A 22,946-nucleotide genomic window follows, 5' to 3' on the forward strand; every position below is an offset into this window, starting at 1 on the left:
GACGCCTAATAAACTTTTGGCTTTTCTCAGTCATCCCCAATGACAGAGGAGATGTATCCTTAAATGACTCCCCGGGAAAGAAACTCTTAAATAAAATGAGACCAATATTAAACAAAATCCAAACCTCTGTATGGGCCTCAATTTCTTTTCTTGCCCCGGGTTTGGGTTTGGAGGTGCGTGTATGAAAAGAACCTCAAGGATATTGGTTCTTGTTTTACTGAGCGCGTTAGTCATCATTGGCGGGTGCATTGGAAACACCCCTTCACCCACAGGGACCGGTTCCCAAACCGGCGAGAACACCCAGGAAGGAGGGATAAGTGAGAGCTCAACAACAGAGACCCAGGGAACGACCGAGACGGTGACCGAGACCGTAACCCAGACGGAAACCCAAACTCAAACGGAGACCGGGACATCAACGGAAACCCAAACCTCCGCCAACGAAAGCCTCCAGTTCGACGAGGACGGCAACGTCATCTGCGATGAGAACTCTGACCCAGACCTCGGATGCGAGGCCGGTGAGAGGAACGAAAACGGGACGGGCATTGGTTTCCCGATCCTCAACGTCAACCTCACGCCCGCGATAATCCCTGTTTACAGGCTGAGCCTCAACCTGACCTACGCCGGCCCGCTGACGGGCATGGCGAGCGAGCCCAACGGCGAGATAGTGGAGTGGGTCTCGATACTAACCTCGTCCCGCAAGCCAGGGAAGAGCGTTGCCTTCACGATAAAGTTCGAGAGCGAGGGGCTGGCCAAAACGTACATCCACATGAAGGAGCTGAGGGACCTCCAGGGAAGGGTGATAGCGTCCTACGAGCCCACTATCCTGAAATTCGACACCGGCGAGGAGTTTGGCGAGAGATGGGAGCTCCACCTCTACCTGGGAAGCTTCACACTCTACAACGTTACCGGAGGCGGCCTCGCCGAGGTCCAAAAGGGGAGCGTCGAGCTAGATGGCTCAATTGTGAGGTTCACCGTCGAGAACTTCTCGCGGATATTCCCCGACACAGTCTTCATGCGCATAGAGGGCAACCCAGAGGATCCGAAGATCAGTCCGAGATTCAGCTACCCTGAGACCGGGAAGTTCATCATAAAAGCAAACCTGGGGAGGATTGACTACTACGCCCCGGCCTACTACGGCGACTCCAAGAGCGGCGTAGCTTTGTACGCCGAGGTTCTCGGCGATGACGTGAAGTTCAGGCTCCAGTTCAAGGACGAGGAAACGTACGAAGACTTCATACCCGGCGACATGTTCATAGACAGCACCGACAACGGCGAGTTCGACTGGTACGCGGAGATAGGGTCGAGCCACTTCCAGCTCAAGGACAGCTCCGGGAGCGTTTACCGCGAGGGGGACGTCATCCGCGGGGAAACGCAACTCGGCCCCTACGTGGAGTTCACGGTCGAGAACCTCTTCTCCATAATCCCGTGGAGGGAGTTCCGGTTCTGGTTCTCCAGGCCGCTACTGAAGACGCGCTTCCCTGCCGAGGGGAACCTATGGTTCAACGCCACCAGCGGGCTGAGCATAGAGGAGGACGTTGATAGGTACATCGTTGTCGTGGTCGAGGACGTCTACATCAAGGGCAACAAGGACGAGGCCGAGGGAGAGATAAGCCTCGTCTCGTGGGCCTACGGCACGAACTACTACGAGAACCTCAATAAAATCGAGTACAGCCCCATCTACGTCTTCGGCTACCCGCTCAGGCTCTGGATCGAGGCAGAAGACCACAGCAGGCTCCTGTACCACGACAGGAACGCGGCAAGGCCGGACTGGCCCTTCACAAACGGCTACCCTGTCCTGGCGATGCCCCTCGACGAAGCTAAGAAGTACCAGAAGATATTCGTCAAGACGACCGGCTGGGACAACGACGACCTCGGAACGTACGTCAAGCTCGGCGCCGGCTTCCTCCTCGATGCCGCGATAGGCCTCGCGACGGGCGAGATATCGAGCCTCGTCGAGCACGGCTACACTGGCGTGATGCTCCTCCACCAGCTGGAGACCGGCGAGAGCGCCAGCTACTTCTGGGGCGAGGCTTTAGCGAACCTCTTCGGCGCACCGCCGGACAGGGTGGGCTACGACACGATATCCTTCGACCCGAGGAGGGACTACAGCGACGGCTACCTCGTCAGGTCGGTCTCGAAGGACGGCAACATGGTGGTCACCTACATCATCTACGAGGTCGACCTTCCAAGGGCGGCGCGCTACGCGAGGCTCGAGCTATCGGTTGGGGGACTGCTCTTCACGAAGGACACCGAGTGGGGCGACGACGAGTACTACGCCTTCTTCAGGGCCTCCACCGGTTTCACTCCTGGAAATGCCGAGATCGATGACGCCCTCATAGGGGAGATCACGACGATGGTTCCAGAGGGGGTGGCCTACGCCTATCCAAAGCTCGACAGGAGCAGCGGAACGGTGGGCTTCTCGGTGGGGGACTTCTCCGACGGCAAGCTCGACCACGGGGTCATAAACGGGAACACCGTCAAGATAATCCCCTTCGGGCTCACCCTGGTCAATTTGAGCAGCATAAGGACGCCCTTCGTCTACGTCGAGTACGACGGCTGGGAGGAGGATTCCGGTAACTGGGGCAACGACGACGACCCGATGGGGACGTTCGGCATAACGCTCCTCCTCGACGGCGGGAACTTCCACTGGGACCCGTTCTCGGGAATCCCGAGGAGATCCTGGGGAGGGAAGGACTTCGACGTCTGCGGCGTCTCAGGAGGATGCTCCACGGTGTACATGAGCGCCTACATAGGGCCCTGAGGCCCTCAACCTTTTCTTTCAAGGTGCGCCCTCTTCACCTCAAGAACCCCGGAATACTCCCACTCGTTCCACCTCTTCTCGACCTCGTCGAAAACTATCCTCGCCCTGAAGAAGGGAGCGTCTCTAACAAAGGTCTCGAACTCACCGCCCTCGCCAGCGACGTGGATTTTATACTTTTCATGGAGATTCACCAGCTCACCTAAGGCCTTCCCGTCTATCCTCCGCCCGAGCCAGCTCTCGTCAAGACCGTATGCTGAAACCCCGACCATCACAATGTCGAAAATCTCCACCAGCTCGCGCATATAATCTATTGGATCGCGGTGCCAGGCTGGAGCGAAGCTCTCAAGCCCAAGCTCCTCCGCTACCCTATCGACTCTTTTCTTCTGGTACTCACTCGCCAGAGCTCCGGCAACGACACCCTCAATCTTCAGCCCCTCAAGGACGGCCTTCATGTCATCTACCTCTCTCTCCTTCTCACCGCTTGTGAATCCCTTCACGAGGGGAATCCCTATGGCTTTAGCCTGGAGCTCGGTGAGGTGGATGTTCGGCACGTGGTACATGTAGCTGTCATCGCGCTCGCTGACCATCGAGACGAGGTATTTCACCTCAAAGCCCTGCCTCAGCGCCCAGTAGAGGGCGTAGTTGGAATCTTTACCGCCCGAATAGAGCACCGCGACGCGCATTTTCACCACCGAAAACTTTAAATCACCTGTGGTTAATTTAATCTCGGTTCTCCCGATTGATGCCACATCGAGGGACTTAAAAAGGTGATGTCAATGACCCCAGCGACGGCGGTGATTCTAGCGGCTGGCCTCGGCACGAGGATCGGGGGCAGACCAAAGGGCCTCCTCAAGGTTGCAGGAAGGGAAATTCTCTATCGAACGATGGCACTGCTCCAGAAAAACGGCATCAAACGCTTTGTAATCGTAACCAACGAGCGCTACGCCCCGCTTTACCGGGAGTTCATTGAAGGGCACGGCTTCAACGCCGAGCTGGTGGTAAACCCCGAGCCGGAGAAGGGCAACGGCCACTCGCTCCACCTGGCCAGAAACCGCGTCTCCGGGAGGTTTGTTCTGGTCATGAGTGACCACGTCTACAGCGAGGCCTTCATCGAGCGCGCTGTAAAGGGAAACGGCCTGATAGCGGACAGGAAACCGGGGTGGATTGACATTGACGAGGCCACAAAGGTCAAAATCAGGGACGGCAGGGTCGAGCGAATCGGAAAGGGGCTGAAAGAGTGGGACGCGGTTGACACGGGCTTCTTCGTCCTTGATGAGGGCATCTTTGAGGTAACTGAAGCCCTGGAAAGGGAAAAGGACGGCAACTACTCCGTGAGCGAGGTCGTGGAGAGGGCCAAACTTTCGGTTACCTTTCTCGACGGCTTTCCCTGGATGGACGTCGACACGCCGTCGGAGCTGAAACGGGCAAGGAAGATGCTCGTCTTCACCGCTGTTAAGGGAACCGGCGACGGCTTCATCAGCAGGCACATCAACAGGAAGATTTCGACGAGGGTCAGCTACCTCCTCGCCGAGAAGGTCACCCCAAACGAGATGACCGCCGTTACGTTCGCCCTTGGAATTCTCTCGGCCTTTCTAACGCTCGTTAACCCCCCACTGGCCGGGATACTCTACCAGCTTAGCTCTATCCTCGACGGAGTTGACGGCGAGCTTGCCAGGGCACAGCTGAGGACGGGCAGGTTCGGCGGCTATATAGACTCCCTCCTCGACCGCTACGTTGACGGGGCGTTCCTCGCGCTAATGGCGTACACTACCCTGAGGGAACCCCTCTGGTACCTCGTTGCCCTCCTCGCCCTACTCGGCTCGGTCATGGTCAGCTACTCGACCGAGAGGTTCAGGGCCGCCTACGGCGAGGACGCCTACCGCGCGATTCCAGCGTTGAGAAAACTGCCGGGGAAGAGGGACGAGAGAATATTCCTGACAATGCTGTTTCTCCTGCACCCGTCCGGGGCTTCGGTTAAAGCGCTCCTTCTCCTGCTGGCCGTTTTGACAAACCTGAGGGTTATCCTGACGGCGTGGCTTGTGGGAAGGAAGAAAAGCTGAGCTCAATCCCCAAGGAACTCAAGGGCTTTCTCGGTCTTTCTGTCGAAGAGGACTATCCTGTCCTCCCGGAGTTTCACCGTCACCGGCTCGCCGAAGCTGAAGTGCTCTCCCTCGGGAGCAAAGACCTTGACGAACGCACCGTTGACCGAGACGGTTACTATCTGCTCCCTGCCGAGAGGCTCAAAGGAGTAAACCGTTCCGGCCAGTCCCTCGGCCTTTCCTTTGACGACCTCCGCGTCGTGAGGCCTGAAGCCAAGGATCACCTCAGTGACACCCAGCCTCTCTACCGTCTCCCTGTACTGGGCCGGAACCGGAATCACACTCCCGTAAACGTTGAGGTAAGGCCCCTCGATTTCCGCCTCCACAAAGTTCATGGGCGGACTTCCGAGGAAGCCGCCGACGAACCGGTATTTCGGCCTGTAATAGACGTCGTCGGGAGTCCCGACCTGCAGTATTACTCCCTCTTTTATCACCGCTATCCTGTCGGCCATTGCCAGGGCCTCCGCCTGATCGTGGGTGACGTAAACGGCCGTGATACCAAGCTCTTTCTGGAGCCTCTTGAGCTCGGCCCTGACCTCAAGCCTCAGGAGAGCGTCGAGGTTGCTGAGGGGCTCGTCGAGGAGCAACACATCGGGTTCCTTGACCAGCGCCCTCGCTATGGCCACACGCTGCTGCTGACCGCCGCTCAGCTGCCACGGATAGCGGTCGAGGAGGTTCTCTATCCTGAGCATCTCGGCCACTTCCCTGACTTTTCTGGCTATTTCGTCCTTTGGTGCCTTTCTCAGCTCAAGGGGAAAGGCTATGTTGTCGAAGACCTTCATATGGGGATAGAGCGCCCAGTTCTGGAAAACCAGGCCAACGTTCCTGTCCTTCGGCGGGACATCGGTAACGTCCCTGCCGTCGAAATAAATCCGACCGCTCGTCGGCCTGTAGATTCCGGCTATCGTGTAGAGGAGTGTTGACTTCCCGCTTCCGGAGGGGCCAAGGAGGGCCATGAACTCCTTATCGGATATCTCCAGGCTCACCCGTTTGAGGGCCTCAAAGTCGCCGAACCTCTTTGTGATGCTGTCGAGGGTAACCCTAACCATTTCAACCACCTCACCCCTTTATTCCACCCGAGTAGCCCTGGAGGAGGAGCTGCTGGGCGGTGATGAAGAATATTATTGTGGGGAGGAGATAGAACGTTCCGGCGGCGGCTATGAGGGGCATGTGGGAGTACTCGGCCTCTATGTTGGCCTCTATGAAGGTTGCGAGCGTGGGATAAACCAGGAAGGTTCTCACGTAGATTATGTCCTGCCAGCCGGCCAGGAATGCGAAGAGAGCAACGGCCAGTATTCCGGGCTTTATCAGCGGAAGCATTATCTTCCTCCAGACCGTTATCCGGGAGGCCCCGTCTATGATGCCGGACCATTCAAACTCCCATGGTATCGTGTCAAAGAAGCCCTTCATGAGCCAGATTGACATGGGTATCTCAAGTGCCGCCCGGGCGAGTATGACGTATGCGAAGGAGTAGAGTCCGACGACCTCGTAGTTCTGGGGGAAGGTAAGGCGGTAGAGGAGGTAGACGCCAACTATCAGGGCAACGCCTGGAAAGGCATGAAGGACAAGGAGGAGAACCATCATGGTCTTTCTTCCGCGGAAGTCTATCCTTGAGAGGGAGTATCCGGCGAGGGCACTTACCCCGGTTACCACCCCGGCGACGCCGAGAGCCACTACGAGCGTGTTAAGGGTTATGCGCCATATGTTGACCCTTATTCCACCTGTGGTGGCTATTTTTCCCTGGAAGAGGTTTATCCAGTTCCCAAGCGTTGGATGGAATGAGCCGGGATCGAGGTTGGTAACCATCTCCGTGCTGAAGCTCGAAAGAACGAGAAGGAAAAAGCCCAGAATGAGCGGGAGGCTCGCGAGGAGGAGGGCGAGGACTATGAGCCGCTCGTACCTCTTGGGTCTCGTCTCCACGTCCCTCATCAGAAGTCCCCCCGGGGCCTTTTCATCATCCTCTCAAACTTGAGAACCTTCAGCGTCACGAAGCCGCCGAGGATTCCGATTATGGAGAGTATGACCGCAGCGGCGGCGGCCAGTCCCTGATCCTGCTCTCCCCTGCCGAAGGCCGTGTTGAATACGTAGAGTGCCAGTGTAGTGCCGTAGTCCCTGTTGACGAGGTCCCACTGGACGAGCAGGAAGAGGTGCGGGTATGTGGTCAGCAGACTGAGGAACTGCCACGTCAGGACGTAGAGGAGGTGCCACTTTATCATTGGAATCAGAATCCTCCTCGATATCTGCCATGATGACGCACCATCAACCCTTGCGGCTATGACGAGTTCCCTGGGTATCTGATTCAAAGCCGAGGTGAAGACTATCATTCCAAAGCTCACACCCACCAAACCGTTGACGAAGATTATCACGCTCCACGCTCCCCAAGGGGTTACCTGCCCCCAGGGAATCGGCTCGGAAATCGCACCCAGACTCATAAGGATGGAGTTCAGCGTTCCAATCTCACTCCCGTGGAAGAAGTAATACCAGACGAGGCTGTAAACCGCTATCGGCGACATCCTCGGGAGGAGCCAGAGGAGTCTGTACGAAGATGCGGGCCTCTCGTCGATGAAAAATGTCGCGAGGGCCAGTGCAAGGCCGCCAAATACGTTTATCATGAGGGTTATGCCAACAAAGACGATGGTTGTCAGAATCACGGCTTTAAACGTCGGGTCGTGCTGGAACATGTAAAAAAGCCGCTCGTAGTTGTAGAAGCCGACAAACTCGGTAAGATACCTGTCAACGTTCCAGTTCCTCATCCTGGTCATGCTTATGTAAACCGTCATGATTAGGGGCACCAAATAGAACAGGAACACCATGAGCACCATGGGGGAAAGGAAAAAGGAAAGATCCCTGAGCTTTCCCCGTGCCATGACATCACCTCATCCCTGCGGGAACTTCCAGTCCTTGGGTATTTCGCCCTGTATCTCAACGTTCTGAGCAAGCTCCGGGTCCGCCTTAACCTTCTGGATGATGTAGTTGACCGCCTCCTCAGGGGTCATCTCGCCCCTCAGAACCTTGTCAACCGCCTCCTTGAAGATGTCGGCAAGGGCTGGATACTTCGGGTGGGCAGGAGCGAGGTGGGTGTATTCGAGCATGTAACTGACGTCGGCAAGGAACTGGGCGTTTATCGGGTTGACGGTGGCCTGGACTATGTCCCTGATGTTGTTCTTAACATCGTCGCTCAGGTCGAGGTTGAGTGCCTTGAGGTCGCTGAGCCACTTCTCATCTTTGATCAGCTTTGCTGCCTCCTTTCTAACCGGCAGGTGGGCTGAGATGACGCTGTGTATGGCGTTTATGTCCGGGTCGCTGGCCTTGATCAGCATCAGGAAGGCCAGCTTGTGGTAGACATCCTTCAGCTCATCGTACTTCGGGTTCAGCTGGCCGGCCTTGGAGTTTATCATCCAGACGAACGGCTGGCTGAGGGTTACCGGCTTGTCACCCTTCTCACCTGCGGGGAAGAGCGTGTAGTAGAACCACTCCTTCACTTCCTCCGGCTTCAGGCCCCTCGGAGTGCCCTCCAGAGAGTAGTACTGCTTGGTCTGCCACTCCGTCCAGTACCATGTTCCGCCTATGTCAAAGAGCGTCCTGCCCTCCACTATGGCCGGATGTATCTGCTTGGCCCAGTCCCAGCTCATTATGTCTTCCGGAAGGAGGCCGTCGCGGGCGAACTTCCACTCAACGTAGAGCCACTTGTAAACGGCCGGAACGTCAACTACGAGCTTTCCGGTGTTCGGGTCGTAAAGCCTGCCCCCGAAGGCGAAGATGAACTGTATCAGATCCGGATGGGCTGAACCCTTTCTGTGGATAAGACCCCACTCTGCGGCCCCCTCGTCCTTGGCCTTCTTGGCCCAGTAGTAGACGTCGCTCCACGTGAACTCCCCGTTCTTCACCTTCTCATCGAGGCCGTTGAGCTCGAATCCGATCTTTTGGGCCACGTCCCTCCTTATGTAGAGCGGTCTCGCCTCGGTGTCCTGCGGGAGGCCGTAGAGCCTTCCGTTGAACTTGGAGGCCTCGATGAGGGACGGATAGAAGTCATCAACAACGCCCTGATAGGCTTTGGCGTAGTCCGTTATGTCGAGTATGTAACCCTCGTCCGCCAGCGTCGGCAGGAAGGCGTAGCTGTTCACAAAGAAGTCCCCAGCCTGTCCAAGGGGCTGCTTGCTGAGGTACTCCTTGTAGGCATCCTGGAAGGAGGCAACGTAGTGAGTCTCGGTTATAACGATCTTAACGTTGATCCCGTTGTCGGCCCAGATTTTGTTTATTCTCCTCGCGGCCTCCACTATTCCGTAAACCCTCATGACGCTGTTCGGATCGCCCGAACCCCACGCAGAGAACTTGACCTCATTAACACCGTTCTGCTCCAGAACCTTTCCTATTTCCACAAGATCCTTTGTGAGGTCCCCGGTAAGCTGAACCTCGGTCTGAGAAGTCTTTGCCTCTTCACCGCCTATGCAGCCGCTGGCAATTACTCCGAAAATTACCAGTGCAACCAGCCACAGTGCCGCGGCCCTCATGGCTACCACCCTCCAAAGTTTTCAAAAGCGAGCCTCAAAGGGCCCGGAGGGCTTATTTTAGAAAGCGAGCTGATTCCACATTTTATTCAGATTTTGTATTTATAAAATTTTTGGCAGGGGCCTCCTCGGCCCAGCATTCGGAGCAAATAGGCACAGGGGGATATTCAAAAACCCGTGAAATCGTTTTCCAACCAAAAACTATTTAACCACTGTAAAATATCTTACACTAACAAAGGAGGTGGAGAAAATGGTTAAGGTTGTCATACTCGGACAGGGTTATGTCGCCAGCATATTCGCGAGCGGGCTTGAGAAGATAAAGGCCGGAAAGATGAAACCCTACGGCGTTCCCCTTGCCGATGAGCTTCCTATTAAAATCAATGAAATAGAGATAGTCGGTTCCTACGACGTTGATAAGGCCAAGGTCGGCAGGGATCTCTACGATGTTGTCAAAGCCTACGACCCAGAGGCCCCGGAGAGCCTCAAGGGGATAACCATAAGAAAGGGAATCCACCTGAGGAGCCTCAGGAACCTTCCGCTTGAGGCAACCGGCCTTGAGGACGAGATGACCCTCAAGGAGGCAGTCGAGCACCTTGTCAGCGAGTGGAAGGAGCTCAAGGTTGAGGTGTTCATCAACGTCTGCACCACCGAGGCCTTCGTGCCCTTCGGGAGCAGGGAGGAGCTTGAGAAGGCCATAGCGGAGGACAGGAAGGACAGACTCACGGCAACTCAGGTCTACGCCTACGCGATAGCACAGTACGCCAGGGAGGTCGGCGGCGCTGCCTTCGTCAACGCGATTCCGACACTCATCGCCAACGACCCGGCGTTCGTCGAGCTCGCCAGGGAGAGCAACATGGTTATATTCGGTGACGATGGTGCTACCGGTGCCACTCCGCTCACTGCCGACATACTCAGCCACCTCGCCCAGAGGAACCGCTACGTTCTCGACATAGCCCAGTTCAACATCGGCGGAAACAACGACTTCCTGGCATTGACCGACAAGGAGAGAAACAAGAGCAAGGAGTTCACCAAGAGCTCGGTTGTCAAGGAACTGCTCGGCTACGACGCGCCGCACTACATCAAGCCCACCGGCTTCCTTGAGCCCCTCGGCGACAAGAAGTTCATAGCGATGCACATCGAGTACATCAGCTTCAACGGCGCCCACGACGAGCTCGTCATCACCGGAAGGATAAACGACAGCCCTGCCCTGGCCGGCCTGCTCGTTGACCTCGCGAGGCTCGGAAAGATAGCGATTGAGAAGAAGGCCTTCGGAACCGTCTACGAGGTTAACGCCTTCTACATGAAGAACCCGGGACCGAAGGACAGGCCCAACATACCGCGCATCATAGCCCACGAGAAGATGAGGATGTGGGCCGGACTGGAGCCGCGCTGGTTCTGACCTTTTCCAACAAACTTTTAATCCCCTTACCCTATTTTTCTCGGAGGGAAGCCGATGAGCTGGAAGAGGGGAGCCTATCCTGAGTTCACTCTTGAGGATGCCGTTGCGGTTCTTTTCATGCTTCAGAACCCGACGGGAAGAAAGGCTATATCAGAGGTTCTTGACCTCGGCGAAGGGAGTGTTAGGACGCTTTTGAAGAAACTTGCCGCCCTCGATGTCATAAGCTCCACCCAGCGCGGGCACTCTCTCAACGAGAGCGGAATGAAGCTCCTTGAAAGGCTCTCAAAGCACTTCTCAGAGGTTCATAAGGTTGGAGAGGTCGATGGTTACCCCGCCTACGCCATTCTCGTAAAAAGCCCGCCCGAATTCAAGAGCATTGAGCTCAGGGATGAAGCCATAAGGTTCTTTGCAAAGGGAGCAATGATACTCGTTGTGAAGAACGGAGAGCCCGTCTTCCCCGAGGACGAAAGGCCGCTGAGCGAGACGATGCCCGGGCTTGCGGGGGAAATTAAAGGGGCGTTCAATCTGGAGGATAATGACCTCGTAGTGGTAACGTGGGCAGAGAAGGAAGCCGACGCCATGAAGAGCGCATATCACGTCGCGCTCACCCTGAAAGAGGGAGAACTGCCGGAGGAGATAAGGTCCCTTGTGAGGTGAAGCCATGAAGAGACTCATACTTGCCCTTGACGTCCACGAACGTGAGAGGGCCCTGGAGATAGCGGAATGCACGGCCGATTACCTGTGGGCTGTGAAGGTGAACTGGCCGCTGATAATAGGCTCGGGTTTGGGCATCATCACCGAACTCAGGCAGGTGACCGGACTGCCGGTAATAGCAGATCTTAAGCTGGCCGATATTCCGAACACCAACAGGCTCATAGCGAAGAGGGTTTTTGATGCCGGGGCCGACTACATCATAGCCCACGGCTTCGTCGGAAGGGACAGCGTCAATGCCATCATGGAGCTTGGGGAGACGATAATCGTCGTCGAGATGAGCCACCCGGGTGCAGAGGAATTTATCCAACCGGCGACGGATAAGCTGATCGAACTCGCCAACGAGCTTGAGCCCTTCGGCGTTATAGCACCTGCCACAAGGCCGGAGCGCGTTGCATACGTACGCTCGAAGCTGAAACCCGGAATCAAAATCCTGACCCCCGGTGTTGGGGCACAGGGGGGCAGGGGGGATGAGGTTTTAAAGGCCGGTGCCGATTACGTCATCGTGGGCCGCTCTATCTATGCGAGTGAGAATCCAAGGGAAGCCGCGAGAAATCTTCACCAAGAGATAGCGGGGGTGTGAAGATGGAGCTTAAGGTCAAGCACCCGCTCAGCAAGAAGGAAGTGAAGGAGATAATCAGGGAGATGAGTGAGATATTCGGCGAGGAGATAGCGGGGAAGATGCTGAACAAGAAGGACCGCGTCGAGGTTGCCGAGTTCGACAAGACAACCGAGATACTCCTCGTGAACGGGAAGCCGTTCTTCATACGGAGGAAGGGCCTCATCTTCCCGCTGGTAATCGCCCTCTACGAGCTATCCAACGAGGAAGACCTGAGGAAGTGGCCGAGAAGGGTGGTGGTCGATGCCGGTGCGGTGCCCTTCATAATAAAGGGCGCCGATGTCATGGCCGCCGGGATAACCGATGCCGATGAGGGCATAAGGGAGGGCGACTTCGTCTTCGTGGTTGAGGAGGACTACGGAAGGCCCCTTGCCATAGGCATAGCACTCATGGACGGAAAGGCGATGAAGGAGAAACCCAAGGGGAAAGCGGTTAAGAACATACACCACGCAAAGGACAGGATCTGGGAACTGACGGTGGGCTGAGATGACAGGAATCGGGGAGGGAAGGAAGAAAATCCGTGTTCTCGTCGGTGGGGTTTTTGACATCCTTCACGTCGGCCACATCCACTTTCTCAGTCAGGCCAAGGCACTCGGAGATGAACTTGTGGTGATAGTCGCCCACGACGAGACTGTAAGGAGGCAGAAGCGCAGGGAACCGGTGAACAGCGCCGAGGACAGGGCAGAACTTCTCAGGGCTCTCTCCGTCGTGGACGAGGTCTACATTGGTTCACCTGGAGGAATAGATTACGAGCTTGTCAGGAAAATAGACCCAGACATAGTCGCAATAGGACCCGACCAGGCCTTCAGCTGCGAGCGCCTCAAGGAGGAGCTGAGGAGGCACGGAATAGAGGCGGACGTGATAAGGATACCATACCTCTACAAGAGTGACAGGGCGAAGACCAGCAAGATAATCCAGAGGATAATAGAAACGTACTGCGATTGATTTTAGCCCTGATTCAAGTCCGCCCGCGGGAGTTGGGGCCTGATTTTAGCGGATGATTCAAACGGTGAATTGAGCTTCTGGATTAACGTTAGAGTTTGAATCTCCCCATGTACTCCCGCAGGAACTCCGGGTCCTCCCTCTTCACGGCACTCATAAGCTCATCGAACTTTTTCTCCCCGAGGGCAAGCTTCAGATAGTAGTACAGGTTGACAGCATCCTCGACGATGACGCTCTGCCTCCTGCCCTCCTCCCCGTAGAGCTCTATGAGCTTCCTGTTCATATCGAGGCTGATGTAAAGAGTCTTCTGCTTCTTCTCCTTCTTCATATCCTTGGATTTTGGCTTCCTGTCCTTTTTTGGCCTCGATGGCCGTGTGAGCTCGTTAACGGAGCCGTCAAAAAGCTTGGGGATTTTATCCTTCGACAATTTCAACCACCTCTCTCGCGAGTTTTAGAAGTGCCTTGGAGGCCCTACCATCCCCATCGAACTCAAATATGCTCATTCCCTGGCTCTGGGCCTTCTCAAGGGCTATCGCCTTCGGAATCGTCGTCAGTATTGGCGCGTCTGGGTAGGTCTCCCTGAGCTCCCTGAGGCGCATTTTCGGAACCTTGGTCTGGCGTGTGAACTTGTTGGGTACGAGACCGAGGAGCTTCAGGTTCTCGTTGGTTTCTTCCCTTATCATGCGCATTAGGTTGAACATCAGCTGCATGCCTATGACCCCGAAGTAGCTGAGTTCGAGCGGAATGAGGACGTAGTCCGAAGCTGTGAGCGAGTTGACGAGAAAGATGCCCATGCTGGGTGGGTTGTCTATGAGAACGTAGTCGTAGTCGGGGAGTATGGGGGTCAGGGCCTTTTCCAGGCGCCTCTCCCGGTTGTAGGCGTTGATGATCTCTATCTCTCTGGCGGAGAGGTTCAGGTGGCTCGGAATAAGGTGGAGATTCCTTCTCACCTCGACGATGGTGTCCTCGATGTCGCTTTCACGGGTCATGAGCGTTCCCACGTTGCTCTCGCCGTACTGGAGGACGTCCATACCGATCAACCCAAAGGTCAGGTTGAACTGCGGGTCTATGTCAACGAGAAGAACCCTCTTACCCATTTCAGCCAAGGCATGGCCAAGGTTCATGGTCAGGGTGGTCTTCCCGACTCCGCCCTTCTGATTGGCTATGCTAATCACGACCGCCACTGGAACCACCTGCCGAAGATAAAGAAATGGTCAGGTGATGTCAATGAAGTCCTCAAGAACCCGCTTAGCGTATGCCGGGAGCTCCTTCTTTTCCTTTTTGGATATCGTCGTGAATATCTTATCGAAGCCGTTGTCCTCGGACTTGAAGGGCTTAACCGGCTCCGGGGCTATGATGTTCTCCTTGAAGGAGGAACCGACGCGAAGGGCGTGCTCGCCACCAAGGATATGCGGGGACTTAACACCGGTCATTATGACCATTGCCCTTACCACTTTACCCATGTCCTCGTCTATCCTTGCACCCCACTTGATTTCGCTCTTCTCGCCAAGCTTCTCGTAGACGATGTTCATGGCATCGTTTATCTCCCCGAGGCTCACGTCTGGTCCAACTGTGAAGTGAACCAGAGCCCTGTCGCCGCTTCCATACTCAACCTCAAGCATCTTGTTTTCGAGCGCATTCTTGACCGCATCGACCGCCCTGTTGCTTGAATCGCTCTCACCGATTCCTATCAAGGCCGCACCGCCGTTGTGCATGACGCTGTAGACGTCGGCGAAGTCGATGTTGACCATGGACGGGAGCTTTATGGTCTCGGTGATGCCCTTGACCATCCTGGCGATTATCTCGTCGGCGAAGCGGAAGGCGGCGTTTATTGGAAGCTTCGGAACGAGCTTGAGGAGCTTGTCGTTCTCGATGATGATGACCGTGTCCGAGTAGTACATGAGGGCCTTTATACCAGCCTTGGCCTTCTCGATCCTAATCTTGCCCTCGTTCTTGAAAGGATACGTCACAACGCTGACGACGAGCGGTTCCCTAAAGCGACCGTTGTGCCTGGCACGCTCCTTTATGACCTTTGCAACAACCGGAGCAGCGCCCGTACCGGTGCCGTTACCCATACCAGCGGTTATGAACACAAGATCGGCGTCACCGATGGTCTCGGCAATCTCATGGGCGCTCGCCTCGGCGGCCCGGTAGCCTATCTCAGGGTTTCCACCCGAACCCTTACCCTGCGTTATCTCCTTGCCGAGGAGAAGCTTCCTGTGAGCCTTTGTCCTGGCAAGGTGCTGGGCGTCGGTGTTCATGGCGATGAGCTCAGCACCCTGAACGCCGAGCTCGTAAAGCCTGGTTATGGTGTTGTTTCCAGAACCACCGACACCGACTATAACGATCCTTATCAAATCCTCAAGGTTCTCGTCGGAGAATCTGTCGAACTTCGCTGTTCTGGGCTCGTCGTCTAGGTCGAGTTTTATTCCGGCTTGTTCCAGGAGTTTAAATACCATTGCCCCAACCCCCTCAATACGTCTGGTTTTGGATGATAATGATTTAAAGGAATGATTTTAGCGGCTTATTTCAGGATGTAGTCAGGCGTTGAGCGTTCCTCAGTCTCCAGCTGATAAAGTTCCTTCTTCAAAAGCTCGCGAATGGCCTCCCTGATGATTTCGCTTCTGCTTGGATAGACGCCCTTTTTAACCAGCTGATCCATGGCGTTAATCAGACCCTGGGGAAGCTGTACACTGATGATACGCATTTTGCTCATTCCTGCACCACCCAGTTCAGTAAGCCGCTGAAATAACTAGTGATTTAATTAGTTAAATACTTTGCGGATGGATATTAATATTATAATATTATCAAATTCAAAAAATTTTTAGTAAAATCTCAAAACGCAAAAAATACTTTACACCAACAAAAATCCGGGAGGAGAAAGGGTTTTAACATCGCATATTTCACCAGATTTCGGGGGACTCGATGAGAGCCATAACGGAAAAACTTCACATCACGAAGGTGCACGTGGAGAGCGTCGAAGAGATTATCCCCAAGCTTGGAGGGGACGTTCAGATAGTCAGTGCCGAATGCTGGGAGGCTGTGGCGTTCGCAGCCCTGCTGGCACTCCGTTCGTTTGAAAGGAAAACAAACCACGCGAGAACTCTTGGCGGGGAACTCCTGATCCGCCTGGCCGGAACACTGCAGATAAAAGATGCAATAGCTCAAAACGGCATGAAAAGAGGCGAGAACTATCTGGTGGTCTTCGGAACACGGGAGAGAGCGCTGAAGATTCTGCAAGAATTTGGGCTGAGGGAACTTCCTCTAACCGAATGTAACAGGGAAAAAGTGAAAACTTTTTTTGAAAAAGCCGCACTCGTTGAAGTTTTATAGACAGCAAGTACCCATTTCTGTGGCCCTCTGAGGATAGGTTTATAAAATCCCTTCCTCATTTTCGAAGTGCCTGAGGTGATGCTCATGAAGTATAAAAAGCGCAAGTATTTCCTTGCTGGCAGAATAAACCTTATCCAGCGCTCGAAAATCAGGGAACTTTTTGAGAAGGCCAAGAAGATGGAAGACGTCATTTCCCTGGGCATAGGCGAGCCCGACTTTGATACTCCAGCTGTCGTCAAGGAGGCCGCCAAGCGGGCCATCGACGAGGGTTACACCCATTACACGCCCAACGCAGGTATTCCCGAGTTCCGCGAGGCGATAGCCGAATACTACAAGACCCACTACAAGGTTGACGTTTCTCCCAATGACATAATCGTAACCGCTGGCGCTTACGAGGCGACCTATCTGGCATTTCAGACCCTCCTTGAGCAGGACGATGATGTCATAATTCCAGACCCAGCTTTCGTGTGCTATGTTGAGGACGCCAAGATAGCCGAGGCCGGCATCATCAGGATTCCCCTCAGGGAGGAGAACGAATTTCAGGTCGATCCCGATGAGCTTGTCGAGGCCATAACAAAGCGCACCAGGATGCTTGTTCTCAACTATCCAAACAATCCAACGGGCGCGATTCTCAAGAAGAAGACGGTAAAGGCCATAGCGGATATAGCCGAGGACTACAACCTGTATATTCTGAGCGATGAGCCCTATGAGCACTTCCTTTACGATGGGGCCAAACACTATCCGATGATAAAGTACGCACCCGACAACACGATCTTGGCAAACAGCTTCTCCAAGACATTCGCCATGACCGGCTGGCGCCTCGGCTTCACCATAGCACCCACCCAGGTCATCAGGGACATGATAAAGCTCCACGCGTATGTCATCGGCAACGTTACGTCATTCATCCAGATCGCAGGAATCACCGCCCTCCGGGACAAGCGCAGCTGGGAGGCCGTTGAAAGGATGCGTGAAACTTACTCCGAGAGGAGAAGGCTTGTGCTCAAGTATCTCAACAAGATGCCCTACATAACTCCATTCAAGCCGAAGGGAGCGTTCTACATCTGGGCAAAGATAGATCCCAGTCTGGACATGAGCAGCGAGGACTTCGCCGACTGGCTCCTCGAAAACGCACGCGTCGTCGTCATCCCGGGAACAGCCTTTGGAAAAGCCGGCGAGGGCTGGATAAGGATAAGCTACGCCACAAAGAAGACTCAGCTAATAGAGGCAATGCAGAGAATGAATGAGGCCCTTTCAAAGCTCTGATGGGGGAAAGAGATGGACGGAATTTTTGCCATCTTTTTCGCCATTTTCCTAGCCGAGCTTGGGGACAAGACCCAGCTAGCAACAATGGCATTTGCCTCCAAGTATGGCTGGAAAACAGCTTTTACTGGGGCCATCCTGGGCCTTGCTGCCGTCAATCTCATCGGGGCACTGCTGGGCGATAAGCTCGGAGACATGGTGCCCCTTGAACTTGTCCACAAGTTTGCCGGAGCACTTTTCATTGTTTTCGGCGTTCTTATGGTGCTAGGAAAGCTTTAGGGGGGAAAATCATGGACAAGCGTTGGAGTTCAGTCCTGCTTGACACACTGGTTATGACAGCCGGATTCGGAACCCTGACCATGATGGCCGTCGCCAAGCCGGACGTCATGGCCCACTTTGGAATCGACAGCGCCGCCTACGAGTGGCAGCACATAGCTTACGTTTTCGGTCTCTTCATTGCGTTCCTTCTCGGCCACACCAAAATCTACGAGGGCAGCTTTAAGAGGAGCGTTGCCATAGCACTCAGCTGGGCCGCAATAGCGCAAGCTCTAATACCGCTCGCACCCAACTGGTACGTCGTCGTCTTCCTCAGGTTCATTCAGGGTTTCGTCGTTACGCTCGTTCCGCTCTTCAGCACGCAGATTGCCCACTTCTTCGTGGCCGAGAGGCCCTTCGCCAAGGGTATAATCCTCTCGGGCATATTCTGGGGCGGCGTGTTCGGGAGCATGAGCGCCAAGTACGCCGTCGGAGCTCTGGGCTGGAAGGGCGGATTTTGGGTCACGGTTGTCATAATGTACGCGGTTCTCACCCTCTGGTGGCTCTTTACGGAGGACTTTGAAATAATTCACAGAACCGAAGGCAGCGAAAAGATAAACGTCTGGAAGATGCCCTTCACATGGGTGCTCGGTCTCACCTTCTTCCCGGCGCTCTGGATCATCTTCACCATCGTCGGCTTTTCAGCTTCCCTCGGCTACGAAATCGGCTGGACCAAGGAGCACGTTGCGACGCTCAGCACGAGCCTCAACATATCCAAGGCACTCTGGAGCATAGGCATGGGATACGTCGGCTACCTGCTCTCAAGAAAGAACCCCACTGCCAGAGGACTCTTCAAGGCTATCGTCCAGGTCATGATATTCTCCTACGCTGTGGCATTCGTTGGTCTTCTCATCTACGGCAAGGCCATGCTTGCCGGCAACTACACCATGGCTTTAGCCTCAGTGGTTCTCATAGGCGCCCTCCAGGGAACCGGACCGGCCTTCTGGACGAGCGCTCCAGCAACCTATCCGAAGAGCATCTTCCCAAAGGCGAGCTTCGCCCTCGGCCTCATATCCAACTCGGCCAACATCATTGCGCCGGGACTCACTGATGCACTGGCGAGGCAGAGCATCGGCCTAGCTCTCGGGGAGCTGGCGATAATGCCTCTCCTTGGTATCCTGACGCTGGTGACCGTTTCAAGGATGAAGCTCCCGGTGGAGGAGCTGGGCGATGAGGCCTAAACTTGCCGTTCTTTCCTTCTTTCTCCTTCTTGCGCTTTTCTTCTACGGAATCGCCGCGATGAGTTTCGGGGAGAAGTACACCTTCTGGGGCTACATACTCGTGGGGAGCATTCACATGCTCTTTGTCTATGGGGTTTGGGTTGGTAATGAGACAATCGTGGACCTCTCGGCGTACATAGCTCTCTTGGACCTTCTCTTTGGCCTCCTCTGGGTAATGGTTGGGCTTTCCATTCCTGCGGTAACGCTTACCCTACTCTCGGCGCTGATTCTCTTCGTTCTGATGGACGAGGATGTGAGAAGTGAACTTAAAATGCCGTGAGCAAGCTTTGCTTGCGTAAGGCCTGACCAAAGAGTCTTTACTGTCCAAAATGGAAAGTTAGAAGTTGGCATGCTTCTTCAAAAGGTGCATTTTAAGAGGGTTTGTATCCAGGCGGAGTAATTCAACAAGTGTTTACTTCAAGACAGCGCCCGGAGGGCGCTTAATCATGAAAACACACTCTAAAATTGCCATTTTGAACGCGAACCCTTTTAAAACGACCAAGCACAAAAAGCATGCCAACTTTGATAAAACTTTTCGCCAGAAAAGTTTCTGGTGCGGGGGACGGGATTTGAACCCGCGAACCCCTACGGGACGGGACCCTAAATCCCGCGCCTTTGGCCAGGCTCGGCAACCCCCGCGCGGATTGAACTTCTCCCCGGCGCTTTAAAAACTTTGAGGGGAAAGGTTTATAAGGATGTAAAGGAAGCTTTACGTAAAGGAAACTTTACATGGTGGGAGCATGGAGAGATGGAGACTCACTGGCTACGCAATCCCCGCAACAACGGCTTTTTTACTGGTCGTTGCCCTGCGGATGGAAAACATTGCACTGGCCTTTGGCGTCCTGGCGGCGGCAATCGCGGTTTCGTTCCTCTACGCGGACTGGCTTAAAAAACGGGGTGAAATTATAAGCGACGAGAGAACGCTCCGCATCGAGGAGATGGCCTCGAGGAGAACCCTCCAGGTGCTGGTGCTGGCCCTGGCGTTTTTGGTTGTTGTACTGTCCATACTGTCCGAGAAGAATTCAAGCCTGAGGAGCGCCTACTACCTCGCCATCGGCCTGATGGTTCTGGTCTCAGTTCTTAAGCTGGGCCTCAAGCATCACTACGCGAGGGTGATGTGAGTGAACTTAAAGTACGAAGGCCTACGCGCAGGTTTAATAGCCGGGATAATTATCGGCCTTGCATACTCCACCAGATCTGGAAGGGCATCCCTAGCGGTGGGAATATTCCTTCTAGGCGTTCTGCTGGCATACGCTCTGAACTGGTACTACAACTCAAGGGTGGAAAGGGTAGAGGACGAGAGAACCGAGCTGATAAGCACCAAGAGTACAAGAAACGCGTTCGCCGTGATGGGTATCGTCCTCTTTGCCGAGTACCTCTGGGAGTACTCAAAAGGGAACACAGAAACCGCCATGAAGCTCCTGATTCCACTCGCGCTAGGTGCAATTGTCCTCCTAATATCACAGTACCGCTACGAAAGGGTGATGTGAGTGAAGAACCGCCTGCGCGAGCTCAGGGAGGAGCTGGGCATAACCCAGGAGGAGCTGGCGAGGGCTTTGGGCGTCACCAGACAGACGATAATAGCGATAGAGAAGGGAAAATACGACCCGTCTCTAAAGCTCGCCTTCAAGATAGCCCGCTTTTTCAACACTACGATTGAAGAAATCTTTATCTACGAGGAGGGTTAAGTTAATGTTGAACTTGCGCTCATCAGGCGGTTTTATCGGGTGAAAGGCAATGATGGTGGAGGTTGAAGGACTTGAGAAGGACTACGGAAAGGTGAAGGCCCTCAAGGGAATAAGCTTCTCCATCAAGGAGGGAGAGATATTCGGTCTGATAGGACCAAACGGAGCTGGAAAGAGCACAACGCTCAAGATACTCTCGACGCTCCTCAAACCGACGGGAGGAAGGGCAAGCATAGCTGGTCACGACGTTGTGAAGGAAGCAGACAAGGTCAGGGAAATCATCAGCTACCTGCCCGAGGAGGCGGGAGCATACAAAAACCTCACCGGCTACGAGTACCTTCAGTTCATGGCAAGGCTGTACGCGAAGGACGAGGGAAAGGCGAAGGAGATGCTTGAGCTGGGTGTCGAACTCAGCGGGCTCGGCGAGAGGCTCCACGACAAGGTGTCCACGTACTCCAAGGGAATGACGAGGAAGCTCCTCATAGCGAGGGCCCTCATGGTGCGGCCGAAGCTGGCGATACTGGATGAGCCGGCAAGCGGGCTGGACATAGTCAACGCCTATTCCATAAGGCAAATGATAAGGCGTTTCTCCAGAACCGAGGGGGTCACGTTCCTCCTCTCAAGTCACAACATGCTTGAAGTTGAGTTCCTCTGCCACCGCGTTGCGCTGATAAACAAAGGGCAGATAATCGAGGTGGGAACCCCAAAGGAGCTGAAGGAGAAGTACGAGGCGGAGAACCTGGAGGAGGTCTTCATGAAGGCAGTGGGGGCGAACATCAGCGAGCCGATAGGGGGTGAGGGTGGATGAGCGACTTCTGGGTGATGGCAAAGAAGGAGCTGTGGAACCTCTTCAGGGACAAGAAGCTCATCTTTGGCCTTGTAGTGGTTCCGCTGATTCTGCTCCCCGTGATGGGAAAGGCCGTCAGTGTTGGAATGGAACAGGCCCAGGGCGAAACCCACGTGGCGATAGTCAATTTCGACGACGGAACGTATGGTTCACTCTTGATAAAGGCCCTTGAGGTTGCCCCCAACGTCACGGTAACCGTTGTGAACGCCACGACGCTTGACGAGGCCATTCAGCAGGCCATCCGGCAGGAACAGAACGTCTTGGTGGTCATCCCTTCAGACTTCACGGCCAAGCTCCAGGCCAACGAGACCGCCACCGTCGAGATATACGGCATCTTCACTACCATAAGCACCGGAATAAAGGAGAGCGTCAGCGAGGGCAGGATAAACGCCGTCCTGGGGATACTCAGCGATGAGATAGCGAGGCTAAAGGTAAGGAACCTCGGTGCCAGCAATCCCGATGCCATTCTTCAGCCGATAAGGACCGAGAGCAGGTCCGTCATAAACAACAACATCGTGGACATCTCCCCAACGGTGGTTTCGAGCGTCATAGCGGCCCAGGCTTTCACGATACCGCTAATCGTCTTCATGATGGTCATGATAACCTCCCAGATGGCGGCTGGAGCCATAGCGAGCGAGAAGGAGAACAAGACCTTGGAGACTCTCCTGACCCTTCCGGTGGCGAGGACAAAGATAGTTGCGGCGAAGATATTCGGCACCGCCATGATGGGCCTTGTTGCGGCGATAGCGTACATGATAGGCATGCGCTACTACATGAGCTCCTTCGGACTGGGTTCGAGCGGGGTGAGCCTTGAGGATCTGGGCCTCACCGTCACCCCAACGGGAGCGCTGATGTTCGCCCTGGTGGTGTTCCTGACCATAATAATCGCCCTCAGCCTGGCCATGATAGTGGCAACCTTCGCCGAAGACGTCCAGAGCGCAACAACGCTGGTCAGCGCGGTTATCCTGCCCCTGGCGTTCCCGGCGTTCCTGCTGATGTACACGGATATTAACGACCTCCCGGCGGTCGTTAAGTACGTCCTGCTCGCGATACCTTTCACCCACCCCGTGGTGGACTACCGCTACGTCCTCCTCAGCAGCTACACGCCGATAGCGATAAGCATGGCCTATCTGGCCATAGTGGCGGTCCTCATACTCTACGCCACGGCGTGGCTGTTCTCAACGGAGAGGATTCTCACGGCGCAGGTGAGCTGGGGTAGGAGGAAGAAGAAAAAAGCTGCCGAGTGA

Annotated in this window: 26 protein-coding genes and 1 tRNA gene; 17 read left to right on the top strand and 10 right to left on the bottom strand. The window is 54.9% G+C overall.

The genetic code is table 11. The annotated features are described in order from the left end of the window. Nucleotides 1–181 precede the first annotated feature (181 nt). On the top strand, nt 182–2,761 hold the full coding sequence (locus E3E37_RS04790) for a hypothetical protein (protein WP_167715494.1): 2,580 nt from the start codon (nt 182–184) through the stop codon (nt 2,759–2,761). Nucleotides 2,762–2,766: 5 nt separating this feature from the next. On the opposite strand, the gene E3E37_RS04795 is transcribed toward E3E37_RS04790, so the two are convergent. Continuing rightward, the gene (locus tag E3E37_RS04795) at nt 2,767–3,444 is read right to left on the bottom strand and encodes a TIGR00289 family protein (protein WP_167716256.1); all 678 of its coding nucleotides are present in this window, start codon (nt 3,442–3,444) and stop codon (nt 2,767–2,769) included. 93 nt (nt 3,445–3,537) lie between these two features. On the opposite strand from E3E37_RS04795, the gene E3E37_RS04800 reads away from it, so the two are divergent. Next, entirely contained in the window at nt 3,538–4,821 is a 1,284-nt protein-coding gene (locus tag E3E37_RS04800; RefSeq protein WP_167716258.1) for a bifunctional L-myo-inositol-1-phosphate cytidylyltransferase/CDP-L-myo-inositol myo-inositolphosphotransferase, read from the top strand. A 2-nt stretch (nt 4,822–4,823) separates the two neighbouring features. Here E3E37_RS04800 and E3E37_RS04805 read toward each other — a convergent pair whose 3' ends face one another. From E3E37_RS04805 to E3E37_RS04820, 4 genes are read right to left on the bottom strand one after another with little or no spacing between them, the layout of a single operon-like run. Next, complete coding sequence (locus tag E3E37_RS04805) at nt 4,824–5,909, bottom strand: ABC transporter ATP-binding protein (protein ID WP_167715495.1); 1,086 nt, start codon at nt 5,907–5,909, stop codon at nt 4,824–4,826. A 10-nt stretch (nt 5,910–5,919) separates the two neighbouring features. Further along, entirely contained in the window at nt 5,920–6,789 is an 870-nt protein-coding gene (locus tag E3E37_RS04810; protein WP_167715496.1) for a carbohydrate ABC transporter permease, read from the bottom strand. Continuing rightward, nucleotides 6,789–7,727 (bottom strand): carbohydrate ABC transporter permease, encoded by a 939-nt coding sequence (locus tag E3E37_RS04815; protein ID WP_167715497.1) that lies wholly within the window; start codon nt 7,725–7,727, stop codon nt 6,789–6,791. The genes E3E37_RS04810 and E3E37_RS04815 overlap by 1 nt, the downstream gene beginning before the upstream one ends. Before the next feature lie 9 nt (nt 7,728–7,736). Beyond that, the gene (locus E3E37_RS04820; protein WP_167715499.1) at nt 7,737–9,371 is read right to left on the bottom strand and encodes an extracellular solute-binding protein; all 1,635 of its coding nucleotides are present in this window, start codon (nt 9,369–9,371) and stop codon (nt 7,737–7,739) included. A gap of 247 nt (nt 9,372–9,618) precedes the next feature. On the opposite strand from E3E37_RS04820, the gene E3E37_RS04825 reads away from it, so the two are divergent. From E3E37_RS04825 to E3E37_RS04845, 5 genes are read left to right on the top strand one after another with little or no spacing between them, the layout of a single operon-like run. Next, a complete protein-coding gene (locus tag E3E37_RS04825) occupies nt 9,619–10,767 on the top strand; it encodes an inositol-3-phosphate synthase (RefSeq protein WP_167715501.1) in 1,149 nt (382 codons plus the stop codon). A 54-nt stretch (nt 10,768–10,821) separates the two neighbouring features. After that, nucleotides 10,822–11,424, top strand: coding sequence for a DUF4443 domain-containing protein (locus E3E37_RS04830; RefSeq protein WP_167715503.1), 603 nt, complete (start codon nt 10,822–10,824; stop codon nt 11,422–11,424). 4 nt (nt 11,425–11,428) lie between these two features. After that, nucleotides 11,429–12,061: an orotidine-5'-phosphate decarboxylase gene (gene pyrF / locus E3E37_RS04835; RefSeq protein ID WP_167715504.1), complete on the top strand. Its 633-nt coding sequence runs from the start codon at nt 11,429–11,431 to the stop codon at nt 12,059–12,061. A gap of 2 nt (nt 12,062–12,063) precedes the next feature. Then, complete coding sequence (locus tag E3E37_RS04840; RefSeq protein ID WP_167715506.1) at nt 12,064–12,582, top strand: RNA-binding protein; 519 nt, start codon at nt 12,064–12,066, stop codon at nt 12,580–12,582. 10 nt (nt 12,583–12,592) lie between these two features. Further along, nucleotides 12,593–13,042 carry an adenylyltransferase/cytidyltransferase family protein gene (locus tag E3E37_RS04845; protein ID WP_167716260.1) on the top strand — a complete coding sequence of 150 codons (450 nt, stop codon included), beginning with the start codon at nt 12,593–12,595 and terminating at the stop codon, nt 13,040–13,042. 88 nt (nt 13,043–13,130) lie between these two features. Here E3E37_RS04845 and E3E37_RS04850 read toward each other — a convergent pair whose 3' ends face one another. The 4 genes from E3E37_RS04850 to E3E37_RS04865 form a co-directional block, all read right to left on the bottom strand. Beyond that, on the bottom strand, nt 13,131–13,466 hold the full coding sequence (locus E3E37_RS04850) for a CopG family transcriptional regulator (RefSeq protein ID WP_088865113.1): 336 nt from the start codon (nt 13,464–13,466) through the stop codon (nt 13,131–13,133). Next, complete coding sequence (locus tag E3E37_RS04855; RefSeq protein ID WP_088865114.1) at nt 13,453–14,223, bottom strand: ParA family protein; 771 nt, start codon at nt 14,221–14,223, stop codon at nt 13,453–13,455. Before E3E37_RS04855 ends, E3E37_RS04850 begins: the two co-directional genes overlap by 14 nt. A 30-nt stretch (nt 14,224–14,253) precedes the next feature. Further along, a complete protein-coding gene (gene ftsZ, locus E3E37_RS04860; protein ID WP_088866853.1) occupies nt 14,254–15,498 on the bottom strand; it encodes a cell division protein FtsZ in 1,245 nt (414 codons plus the stop codon). A gap of 65 nt (nt 15,499–15,563) precedes the next feature. Further along, the gene (locus E3E37_RS04865; RefSeq protein WP_088180914.1) at nt 15,564–15,755 is read right to left on the bottom strand and encodes a ribbon-helix-helix domain-containing protein; all 192 of its coding nucleotides are present in this window, start codon (nt 15,753–15,755) and stop codon (nt 15,564–15,566) included. A 209-nt stretch (nt 15,756–15,964) separates the two neighbouring features. Here E3E37_RS04865 and cgi121 point away from each other — a divergent pair, with 209 nt between their 5' ends. The 5 genes from cgi121 to E3E37_RS04890 all read left to right on the top strand — a co-directional run bounded on the left by cgi121 (nt 15,965) and on the right by E3E37_RS04890 (nt 19,447). Beyond that, nucleotides 15,965–16,372, top strand: a complete 408-nt coding sequence (cgi121, locus tag E3E37_RS04870) for a KEOPS complex subunit Cgi121 (RefSeq protein WP_167715508.1) — start codon at nt 15,965–15,967, stop codon at nt 16,370–16,372. An 84-nt stretch (nt 16,373–16,456) separates the two neighbouring features. After that, complete coding sequence (locus tag E3E37_RS04875) at nt 16,457–17,635, top strand: pyridoxal phosphate-dependent aminotransferase (protein WP_167716261.1); 1,179 nt, start codon at nt 16,457–16,459, stop codon at nt 17,633–17,635. A 12-nt stretch (nt 17,636–17,647) separates the two neighbouring features. Further along, a complete protein-coding gene (locus E3E37_RS04880) occupies nt 17,648–17,911 on the top strand; it encodes a TMEM165/GDT1 family protein (protein ID WP_088865118.1) in 264 nt (87 codons plus the stop codon). 11 nt (nt 17,912–17,922) lie between these two features. Continuing rightward, entirely contained in the window at nt 17,923–19,128 is a 1,206-nt protein-coding gene (locus E3E37_RS04885) for an MFS transporter (RefSeq protein WP_088865119.1), read from the top strand. Then, nucleotides 19,118–19,447 carry a hypothetical protein gene (locus E3E37_RS04890; RefSeq protein ID WP_167715510.1) on the top strand — a complete coding sequence of 110 codons (330 nt, stop codon included), beginning with the start codon at nt 19,118–19,120 and terminating at the stop codon, nt 19,445–19,447. The genes E3E37_RS04885 and E3E37_RS04890 overlap by 11 nt, the downstream gene beginning before the upstream one ends. A 271-nt stretch (nt 19,448–19,718) precedes the next feature. Here E3E37_RS04890 and E3E37_RS04895 read toward each other — a convergent pair. Further along, a tRNA-Leu gene (locus E3E37_RS04895) sits at nt 19,719–19,806 on the bottom strand. A 101-nt stretch (nt 19,807–19,907) separates the two neighbouring features. On the opposite strand from E3E37_RS04895, the gene E3E37_RS04900 reads away from it, so the two are divergent. The 5 genes from E3E37_RS04900 to E3E37_RS04920 are packed head-to-tail and all read left to right on the top strand — an operon-like array spanning nt 19,908 to nt 22,946. Continuing rightward, nucleotides 19,908–20,288, top strand: coding sequence for a DUF2178 domain-containing protein (locus E3E37_RS04900; protein ID WP_167715512.1), 381 nt, complete (start codon nt 19,908–19,910; stop codon nt 20,286–20,288). Continuing rightward, entirely contained in the window at nt 20,289–20,657 is a 369-nt protein-coding gene (locus E3E37_RS04905) for a DUF2178 domain-containing protein (protein WP_167715514.1), read from the top strand. Then, nucleotides 20,658–20,855, top strand: coding sequence for a helix-turn-helix transcriptional regulator (locus tag E3E37_RS04910; protein ID WP_167715516.1), 198 nt, complete (start codon nt 20,658–20,660; stop codon nt 20,853–20,855). A gap of 49 nt (nt 20,856–20,904) precedes the next feature. After that, nucleotides 20,905–21,660: an ABC transporter ATP-binding protein gene (locus E3E37_RS04915; RefSeq protein WP_167715518.1), complete on the top strand. Its 756-nt coding sequence runs from the start codon at nt 20,905–20,907 to the stop codon at nt 21,658–21,660. Next, nucleotides 21,657–22,946, top strand: coding sequence for an ABC transporter permease (locus E3E37_RS04920; protein ID WP_088865127.1), 1,290 nt, complete (start codon nt 21,657–21,659; stop codon nt 22,944–22,946). Before E3E37_RS04915 ends, E3E37_RS04920 begins: the two co-directional genes overlap by 4 nt.

Origin of the sequence: Thermococcus sp. ES12, from assembly GCF_012027515.1 — an archaeon.
Taxonomy (GTDB): Archaea; Methanobacteriota_B; Thermococci; order Thermococcales; family Thermococcaceae; genus Thermococcus; species Thermococcus barossii.

Coding starts and splice junctions, on each gene's coding strand:
- E3E37_RS04790 (WP_167715494.1), top strand. CDS start 182: ATGAAAAGAACCTCAAGGATATTGGTTCTTGTTTTACTGAGCGCGTTA.
- E3E37_RS04795 (WP_167716256.1), bottom strand. CDS start 3,444: ATGCGCGTCGCGGTGCTCTATTCGGGCGGTAAAGATTCCAACTACGCC.
- E3E37_RS04800 (WP_167716258.1), top strand. CDS start 3,538: ATGACCCCAGCGACGGCGGTGATTCTAGCGGCTGGCCTCGGCACGAGG.
- E3E37_RS04805 (WP_167715495.1), bottom strand. CDS start 5,909: ATGGTTAGGGTTACCCTCGACAGCATCACAAAGAGGTTCGGCGACTTT.
- E3E37_RS04810 (WP_167715496.1), bottom strand. CDS start 6,789: ATGAGGGACGTGGAGACGAGACCCAAGAGGTACGAGCGGCTCATAGTC.
- E3E37_RS04815 (WP_167715497.1), bottom strand. CDS start 7,727: ATGGCACGGGGAAAGCTCAGGGATCTTTCCTTTTTCCTTTCCCCCATG.
- E3E37_RS04820 (WP_167715499.1), bottom strand. CDS start 9,371: ATGAGGGCCGCGGCACTGTGGCTGGTTGCACTGGTAATTTTCGGAGTA.
- E3E37_RS04825 (WP_167715501.1), top strand. CDS start 9,619: ATGGTTAAGGTTGTCATACTCGGACAGGGTTATGTCGCCAGCATATTC.
- E3E37_RS04830 (WP_167715503.1), top strand. CDS start 10,822: ATGAGCTGGAAGAGGGGAGCCTATCCTGAGTTCACTCTTGAGGATGCC.
- pyrF (WP_167715504.1), top strand. CDS start 11,429: ATGAAGAGACTCATACTTGCCCTTGACGTCCACGAACGTGAGAGGGCC.
- E3E37_RS04840 (WP_167715506.1), top strand. CDS start 12,064: ATGGAGCTTAAGGTCAAGCACCCGCTCAGCAAGAAGGAAGTGAAGGAG.
- ftsZ (WP_088866853.1), bottom strand. CDS start 15,498: ATGGTATTTAAACTCCTGGAACAAGCCGGAATAAAACTCGACCTAGAC.
- E3E37_RS04865 (WP_088180914.1), bottom strand. CDS start 15,755: ATGAGCAAAATGCGTATCATCAGTGTACAGCTTCCCCAGGGTCTGATT.
- cgi121 (WP_167715508.1), top strand. CDS start 15,965: ATGAGAGCCATAACGGAAAAACTTCACATCACGAAGGTGCACGTGGAG.
- E3E37_RS04875 (WP_167716261.1), top strand. CDS start 16,457: ATGAAGTATAAAAAGCGCAAGTATTTCCTTGCTGGCAGAATAAACCTT.
- E3E37_RS04880 (WP_088865118.1), top strand. CDS start 17,648: ATGGACGGAATTTTTGCCATCTTTTTCGCCATTTTCCTAGCCGAGCTT.
- E3E37_RS04885 (WP_088865119.1), top strand. CDS start 17,923: ATGGACAAGCGTTGGAGTTCAGTCCTGCTTGACACACTGGTTATGACA.
- E3E37_RS04890 (WP_167715510.1), top strand. CDS start 19,118: ATGAGGCCTAAACTTGCCGTTCTTTCCTTCTTTCTCCTTCTTGCGCTT.
- E3E37_RS04900 (WP_167715512.1), top strand. CDS start 19,908: ATGGAGAGATGGAGACTCACTGGCTACGCAATCCCCGCAACAACGGCT.
- E3E37_RS04915 (WP_167715518.1), top strand. CDS start 20,905: ATGATGGTGGAGGTTGAAGGACTTGAGAAGGACTACGGAAAGGTGAAG.
- E3E37_RS04920 (WP_088865127.1), top strand. CDS start 21,657: ATGAGCGACTTCTGGGTGATGGCAAAGAAGGAGCTGTGGAACCTCTTC.